Raw genomic sequence first — 6,420 nt, 5'->3', positions numbered from 1 at the left:
GGCGCCACCCATCGACGCGCCTTCGGGCAGCCCTTCCAAAACGCTGATGAATGATCCGGGCTAAATCAATCAAAACGCATACTGCGTTGATGAGCGATCGGCACTGCCTGCTCAGCAGCCAGCCTGACGCGTGTCTGCGACGCTGCTCTTGGGCGCGACGGTTTAGGCGGTTTGAACACCAATGGTTCCACGACAGCATTTTTTCTTATTACATACAATCCGCTCTTGCTTGAGTTCTTAATAAGACCGGACCACGCAAGCAAAATTGTGGCAGCTTTAATTTTAATCGGTAATGACCACACATCCTTCGTCATAAAAAAAACTGGAACGCCCGTGTTTGCCCATCGCTCGATTGCATTGTAGTCATGATCTACATCTTGGTCGCCACTTAAAACGCACCAACCGTAGTACTTAAGACGACTTTTCCACCTATCTTGAGAAAGTTGGTCAATATAAAACTCGTAAACATGATCGACCTTACACCCTCCGCCTTCGAAGACGAGTGCGTTTAGTCCTCTCGCAAAGCCATCGGAGAGGCCGTTGTCGATCATAAGCCTCACGCTGCCTCGCGCTTTCTCTGATCAAGTGATTGTTCAAAATCAACAGCGCGCTGCACCGCTTCCAGCGGCACGCGCCATTGTTGGGCCGCCGAAGGCAAGCCATCAGCGGCTGCAGTAACCGCCAACGCCTCTGTTGGTATATGGCGTTCTTTTACGACTGGCTTTCCGGTAGCATAAGCTGGTGACACGATAATGCCACCGCCCCACTCTTTTGGAATCCACTGAGATGGGAGATCCTCGTCGTCGCGATACTCAAGATCAACCAACTCCGGCATCACAATATCTTTCATTATGAGCTGCTGGGTGGACGCGCCGACACAAATTCCATCCTCCTTAAGCTCAACAGCAAGCGTAGAACCCATCAGCATCGGAGCAAACTTCTTGTTAACAAGGAAATATGGCATTCCCTTTGTTATGTCCCTCCAGCCACGGATGCAGGCCCTGATCTCGGCACGTCTGCTCTTCTTTCGCTCAAGCATTGCGCGAACGATCTTGAGTTCCATGAGCTCAAGGAAGGTTACAAGCACTTGCCCCTGATAAGGCTCTATCGTGGGGTCCCAAAGCGGAGGAATCACATGCTCGGTTCCTTTGATCACCTTACGGTGCGGAATGAGCCATGATCTGACTTGGCGCGTTGGAAGTTGCAGAAGACGGGCCGCACGTGGGATCGTATACGTGATCCTATCGGCAAAGCTGTAATCTGGTTCGCTCATCTGATCCCGTCCTGGCGTTCGAGCGCCACTCGCCGTACGCGCAGTGACGCCCTACTAACTCGCCTCATGTTACGCAAAATTCTGCCGACGGTCTACAGCTCAGATGATGCTGGATCTGCACCAACCATCAGCGTCAGGAACGACATTGGTAGCGGTCATGTCAACCACTGCACATTTCGCAGACAGAGGATTCATTGACCGGCGGCATTTATTACCAAGCCCACTTCACACCAGCCCCAGCGCGATAGCCGTCCGCGTGTCCACCCGCCCGGTAACCGGCAGCCGGGAAGCGGGTGGAGTCGCAGCAGAGCAGAAAGTTCGATCTGACCGGAGCGATAGAGTATGAAATCCTAGTATGATAGTTCCCATACATGGGGCATTTCGTGCCCCATGTACGAGATCCCACCTAACAGGACTTCTGCGTCAGTAGAGATCGTAAGACATGTTGACGCCACTGGACTGTGCCGAAGACGTATAGATCCACAATCCATAACCCGGCGGCAACTCAACCTCGTATGGCATCGTTCTGCTATTCAACATTGAAGGATTTCCATCAACACGGAATACAATTTTGCTGTTGACATCTTGCTGAACCGGAGTGGTTTGGCCAGTATGCAGCCACACAGCCCCATTTCCGCTTAAGCTCAACGTGAGCGTTCTAATTACGGCTCCAGCTTCGTTTACGCTTGGATCGAATACTTTGGTCATGGTGTTTGTAGTTCCACTTACATTAGACACATAACGCCCGTATTTTACAATGGTCATGATCGCATCCTCTTACCAATGTCTACCAAATAGCGATACCACACTTCATGGGCAACGCAGGGCCACGTTATAGGATAAAAAACCCAATTGAAAGGATTTTTTGCGCATCCTGACAAGTACGAGTGGTGGTCGGGCGGCCCCGAACAGCTTCGCCTCCGCCGCCCGGCGCTTCTTCAGCCCCTCCAACTCCACCTTCTTCCCGTTGACCGTGGCGAACACCCACCGACCGAACTGGCCAGCTGCCCCGTCATAGTCGCCCTGGTTCAGCAGGCGCAGCAGCGTGGAATTCCGCAGCGCGCCGGCCCCCAGGTTGAAGACGAAGCTCGCCAGGGCGCCGCGCTGCTGATCGGTCAGCGGGACCGTCACCAGCCGGTCGACATACGCGGCAGCCTCGGCCATGTCGGCGCGCAGGAAAACCTCCGCCTGGAGGCCGTTGATGGTCTGGCCCATCCGGACCCCGGCGGTGTGGCCGTAGCCGATGGTCGGCACGCCCGCCGGGCACAGGTAGGCCTTGAGGTATAGCCCCTCCGAGTGGCGGACGAGGGCCAGGGCGTCGTCGTGGATGTCGCGCGGGATCGCCGCGCCGGCGGGCGTGGTCATGGGATGCTCCGTGTGTTTGGCGGCCCGAGCCGCAGGAAGCCAGCGCACATGCCCCGGCGCGCGTTGATGAGGAGCTGCGCCAGCAGGAGCAGGGCGTCGTCCTTGCTGCCCTCGCAATCCGCCAGGACCTTGTCGGCGACCAGCTGGGCGTCGTGCTGATCCGGCTCGTTCAGCTTTTCCATGGCCGCTCTCCCGGCACTTGCCGCGCCGTGGGCTTCGTGCCGGCCGGCGCCCCGCGGGCTTCAGCCTCAGCGACAGCGGCCTCCTCGACCAGCCGCTGGTTCGTCGCCATCAGGTTCTCATTCTCCTGCTGGACCCGAACGAGCGCGGTCCGGGCCTCGTCCCGCTCGGTCCGCGTCGCGGCCAGCCGCTCCTCCGTCATGCCGATGCGGGCTTCGAACTGGCCGCGCACCTTCACGGCCTCGTTTCGCTCGTGGGCCATGTCGGCGATGTTGGCCTGGAACTGCACCACCTGCGCTCGGAGGTCAGCGATCTGCTGGCGGAGGTCGGCGCGGATCTCCGCCTCCATCTTCGCGGCCCGGTCCTGCCGCCCGAAGGACACCAACAGCCGCCACGCGACGAGACTGCCTCCGACCCCGGCGGCGATCTGCGAATAGATGTTGGACAGGACACCGCCGTCAGCGGCGGACGATGGATCGGGCATGGGACCTCCTGCGGCCCGGCGCCGTGGCGCGGGCATAGAAAAGGCGCCTCGCGGGCGCCGGGATCGTGGGCGGGATTGGGAGTCTTGTCGCGGGCGTTCAGGCCCGGAGGTGAGCGCAGGCTTGATAGACCTGGACGGTAGTGTCGGCGGCTTTGACGGCCTCCACCGCAGCGCGGCGCTTGCCCTCCAAGTCGGCGTTGACCGCGGTCCAGGCGCCCGAGGTGGCTCGGACCAGCGCGGCCACGGCGTCCAGGGTGGTGCCGGTGGCGGCGGCTTCAGCGGTCAGGTAGGTGAACGGGCCGCTGTCGCCAGCCGCGTACCGGGCGGCCTCCTCCTGCTTTTCCAGGTAGGTGGCGCTCTGGCCGACGGTGACGGTGATGTGCGCGGCGCGCAGCTCGCCGACGCGGGCATTGATCAGGTCCACCGCGGCGGCCTTCAGGTCGGCCAGCGGCACCACGGGCGCGGCGGGCGGCTCCGGGATGACTTCGCGCTCCCCGATCAGGTTGCCCTCGGCGTCGAAGTCCCGAACGACGATGGGCTTGGCCGGCGGCAGGGAGGCCGCGACAAGCGCCCGGACCTCGGCGTTGTCGGCCAGCACCGCCGCGATCTCCTCCGGCGTGGCGTCGAAGACATCGAGCGGCGGTTCAGGGCACCGCGCGCCGAAGACGGCGGGCACCAGCTCGTCACCGGTCAGCGGGTCGAGCACCGCCGGGTGAAGCTGCACCCACTTCCACCGGTAGAGCAGGCGCCCGCCCTTGTAGCTGTCGGGCATCTGGTCAGGCTGCATTGCTGGTCTCCTCGCTGATGCGGGTCACGGTGAAGGTGGCCTCCCAGCGGATGCGCTTGCCGGAGACACCGGTCACGCGGGCGGACACCCAATCGCCGGTGATCGCCAGAGTGGCGTCAGCTGTGCCGGTGACCTCAGTGTCCGTCCCTACCGGCTGGACCGCCCCCTGGAGCGTGATGGCGCCGCCCGCGTCCCGGTAGTAGGTCGCCCGCCGCCCGTAGGTCAGGCGCTCCGTGTCTGCCGCCCCGGTGACCCGGCCCACAAGGCGGGCCTCGATCATGACGGTTTCCCGCTCGCCGACCGGGACTCGAGATCGAGGGCCATCCCATCGGTGGTGACGCCGCGGGCGGTGAAGCCATTTCCCACAGGGCGCGGGCCACCCACGGCGATGGCCTCCTTGCCGCCGATGGCGTCCCCTACGAAGCCGACCTCAGCCGCCGTGCTGATCAGCAGCGAACCGCCGCGGAGAGATACCGACCGCACGGTGTCGCTGGTGGTGGCACCCAGAACCGTTTCATCCAGATACGACACCCGGCGAAGGCCCTGGAAGACCGACACGCCGTCGCCGGTGCCGACCGCCAACCGGCCCGTGAGCGGGTCTCGGCTGAGGGACGTGACGGCATTGCTGATGCCGCCCAGCATCGCCTTGCCGTTGTCGCTGAACCACGGCTTCTCATCCTCGTACATGCGGCGGAGCTGTGCAGCGGCGGGGGAGCCAGCCCCAGCGCGGAACATGGAGACGGACGAGTTTGCGTTTGCGCCCAACGAGCGGGCGTTGCCGATTGTCAGCGTCGCCGTGGCGTTGGCGAGGGAGCCGACAGAGGCCGCGGACCCGGTCGCCACCAGCGCGCCGTTGACCCAGGCTTCCAAGGTCGAACCGCGGCGTACGAACCAGAGTTGCGTCCAGCCCAGACCACGAAGAGTGACGGGCAAGACGACGCCAGCACTGTTCGTCCCGTCGCCGATGTAAAACCGGGCGATTTGGTCAGTGGAAGGGCCGCCCGCAGAGCCAATGTTGTCGCACCGCCACCAAGCCCCCGTGGCTGCGGAACGCTCGAAAAGGACGTTCCAACTAGAGGTGTTGTTGACCCAACATCCGACGAAACAGTCACCGGGGAAGTCCAAGTCCGGGTTGGGGGGCTGAAGCAGGTAAGCAGCGGGCGTAAAGCCACTCCAAGCCACAACGTCGGAGCCCGCCACCGGAGTCCGCTGGAGCGTACCGTTGGGAATCAGACCTTTGCCCTTGTAGCTGCGATCCGCCACAGCGAGCCGGACCGACACGTTGTCCAGCGACCCGCTAAATGACCCCGACCCATAGAGGTCCACGGTGGACGGCGAGGCCGGAGCGACGAGATACTGCGTGTAGGTGCCATTGGCCGAGACGGCGGCACCGACAGTCTGCCCGTTGCCGGAGATGGTTGGCGTGGCCGAGCCGGCGGACAAACCTGCAACCGTGAAGGTGATGGCGTACAGAACGCCCGCCGTGAGGGGCATCACCTGCGACAGCGCGCTGCCGGTTCCGGGCGTCTTGGTCGCAACGCCGCCCGCGATGCTCCAGCCCGTGCCCTTGGACCAGACCGTATCGGAATCAAAGCCGCCGTTCGTCGCCAGATCGCCTGACCCCGTGATCGCTCCGGTCGCAGCGTCGCAGAGCGCGGCGAGCCGGGTGTCGCCCGGCATCCACCCTGTGGCAGAAGCGATTTTCACGTGGGCCACCATGCCGGCGCCAGGGTTGCCGGGATCGCGGGCGACAAGCTCCAGCCCCCAGCTCGTCCCACGCGCACCGGGCACCAGAACCTTGTCGGCGCCCGGCAGGGTCGCGGGCGAGGTAGTCGTGTCATAGAGCCACGTGCGCCAGGAGGAATTCAGGATGGGCGTGTAAGGCACCGGCCCCTCCTCGATCACGACGTTGCCGCTGGGTGCGAGGGTGAGCGTACCATCAGCCTCCAGCAGCGCGCCGCTGTGGCCTTGCGCGCGGGTGACGGCGACAACCTGCCCTCCGGGGTGCAGCACCGCGGTTCCGCCCGCCGTGGCTGCCACGACGGTCGGGATCGGCATGCCCGCGGCGTCGAGCTGCGCGCCGGGCAGGACGGCAGCGTGCACGCAGTTGATGCCGGTTGCCGGCAGGGCGGCAGAGGCAGTGATGCCGCCTTCAGCGAGCACGGTGTTTCGCTGCGCGAAGGTGCCGAGCCGACGGCGGCGCCCGCTGTTGTCGTACCGCTCGCACCAATCGCCGGTCAGGCTGACGATGTGCAGGCCCATGCCGGAGAGCTATGCTGGAATCTGGGTGATGACGGTCTGAGGAGGGCGGCGTATCGAGGTGGGTGACCA

9 protein-coding genes are annotated in these 6,420 nt (G+C 63.4%); all 9 read right to left on the bottom strand.

The window, feature by feature from the left end; all coding sequences use genetic code 11:
* Positions 1-65 precede the first annotated feature (65 nt).
* The gene (locus JJL56_RS32550; RefSeq protein WP_200487909.1) at positions 66-551 is read right to left on the bottom strand and encodes a PIN-like domain-containing protein; all 486 of its coding nucleotides are present in this window, start codon (positions 549-551) and stop codon (positions 66-68) included.
* A gap of 5 nt (positions 552-556) precedes the next feature.
* The gene (locus JJL56_RS32545; protein WP_200487908.1) at positions 557-1,273 is read right to left on the bottom strand and encodes a hypothetical protein; all 717 of its coding nucleotides are present in this window, start codon (positions 1,271-1,273) and stop codon (positions 557-559) included.
* Positions 1,274-1,696: 423 nt separating this feature from the next.
* Positions 1,697-2,038: a hypothetical protein gene (locus JJL56_RS32540; RefSeq protein WP_200487907.1), complete on the bottom strand. Its 342-nt coding sequence runs from the start codon at positions 2,036-2,038 to the stop codon at positions 1,697-1,699.
* A 45-nt stretch (positions 2,039-2,083) separates the two neighbouring features.
* A complete protein-coding gene (locus tag JJL56_RS32535; RefSeq protein ID WP_200487906.1) occupies positions 2,084-2,638 on the bottom strand; it encodes a lysozyme in 555 nt (184 codons plus the stop codon).
* Entirely contained in the window at positions 2,635-2,820 is a 186-nt protein-coding gene (locus tag JJL56_RS32530; RefSeq protein WP_200487905.1) for a hypothetical protein, read from the bottom strand. Before JJL56_RS32530 ends, JJL56_RS32535 begins: the two co-directional genes overlap by 4 nt.
* The gene (locus JJL56_RS32525) at positions 2,808-3,302 is read right to left on the bottom strand and encodes a hypothetical protein (RefSeq protein ID WP_200487904.1); all 495 of its coding nucleotides are present in this window, start codon (positions 3,300-3,302) and stop codon (positions 2,808-2,810) included. The genes JJL56_RS32530 and JJL56_RS32525 overlap by 13 nt, the downstream gene beginning before the upstream one ends.
* 97 nt (positions 3,303-3,399) lie before the next feature.
* Positions 3,400-4,089: a hypothetical protein gene (locus JJL56_RS32520; protein WP_200487903.1), complete on the bottom strand. Its 690-nt coding sequence runs from the start codon at positions 4,087-4,089 to the stop codon at positions 3,400-3,402.
* A complete protein-coding gene (locus JJL56_RS32515; RefSeq protein WP_200487902.1) occupies positions 4,079-4,369 on the bottom strand; it encodes a hypothetical protein in 291 nt (96 codons plus the stop codon). The genes JJL56_RS32520 and JJL56_RS32515 overlap by 11 nt, the downstream gene beginning before the upstream one ends.
* Positions 4,366-6,351: a LamG domain-containing protein gene (locus JJL56_RS32510; protein WP_200487901.1), complete on the bottom strand. Its 1,986-nt coding sequence runs from the start codon at positions 6,349-6,351 to the stop codon at positions 4,366-4,368. The genes JJL56_RS32515 and JJL56_RS32510 overlap by 4 nt, the downstream gene beginning before the upstream one ends.
* Positions 6,352-6,420: the final 69 nt, after the last annotated feature.

The sequence above is a fragment of the Azospirillum aestuarii genome (assembly GCF_016632405.1).
Classification (GTDB): Bacteria; Pseudomonadota; Alphaproteobacteria; order Azospirillales; family Azospirillaceae; genus Azospirillum; species Azospirillum aestuarii.
The sequence above is the reverse complement of the archived record's forward strand: the minus strand, read 5'-3'. Positions and strand labels throughout refer to the sequence as shown.

Bases quoted from the DNA above. Each gene is read 5' to 3' on its own strand.
- JJL56_RS32550 (WP_200487909.1), bottom strand. From the start codon at position 551: ATGATCGACAACGGCCTCTCCGATGGCTTTGCGAGAGGACTAAACGCA.
- JJL56_RS32545 (WP_200487908.1), bottom strand. From the start codon at position 1,273: ATGAGCGAACCAGATTACAGCTTTGCCGATAGGATCACGTATACGATC.
- JJL56_RS32540 (WP_200487907.1), bottom strand. From the start codon at position 2,038: ATGACCATTGTAAAATACGGGCGTTATGTGTCTAATGTAAGTGGAACT.
- JJL56_RS32535 (WP_200487906.1), bottom strand. From the start codon at position 2,638: ATGACCACGCCCGCCGGCGCGGCGATCCCGCGCGACATCCACGACGAC.
- JJL56_RS32530 (WP_200487905.1), bottom strand. From the start codon at position 2,820: ATGGAAAAGCTGAACGAGCCGGATCAGCACGACGCCCAGCTGGTCGCC.
- JJL56_RS32525 (WP_200487904.1), bottom strand. From the start codon at position 3,302: ATGCCCGATCCATCGTCCGCCGCTGACGGCGGTGTCCTGTCCAACATC.
- JJL56_RS32520 (WP_200487903.1), bottom strand. From the start codon at position 4,089: ATGCAGCCTGACCAGATGCCCGACAGCTACAAGGGCGGGCGCCTGCTC.
- JJL56_RS32515 (WP_200487902.1), bottom strand. From the start codon at position 4,369: ATGATCGAGGCCCGCCTTGTGGGCCGGGTCACCGGGGCGGCAGACACG.
- JJL56_RS32510 (WP_200487901.1), bottom strand. From the start codon at position 6,351: ATGGGCCTGCACATCGTCAGCCTGACCGGCGATTGGTGCGAGCGGTAC.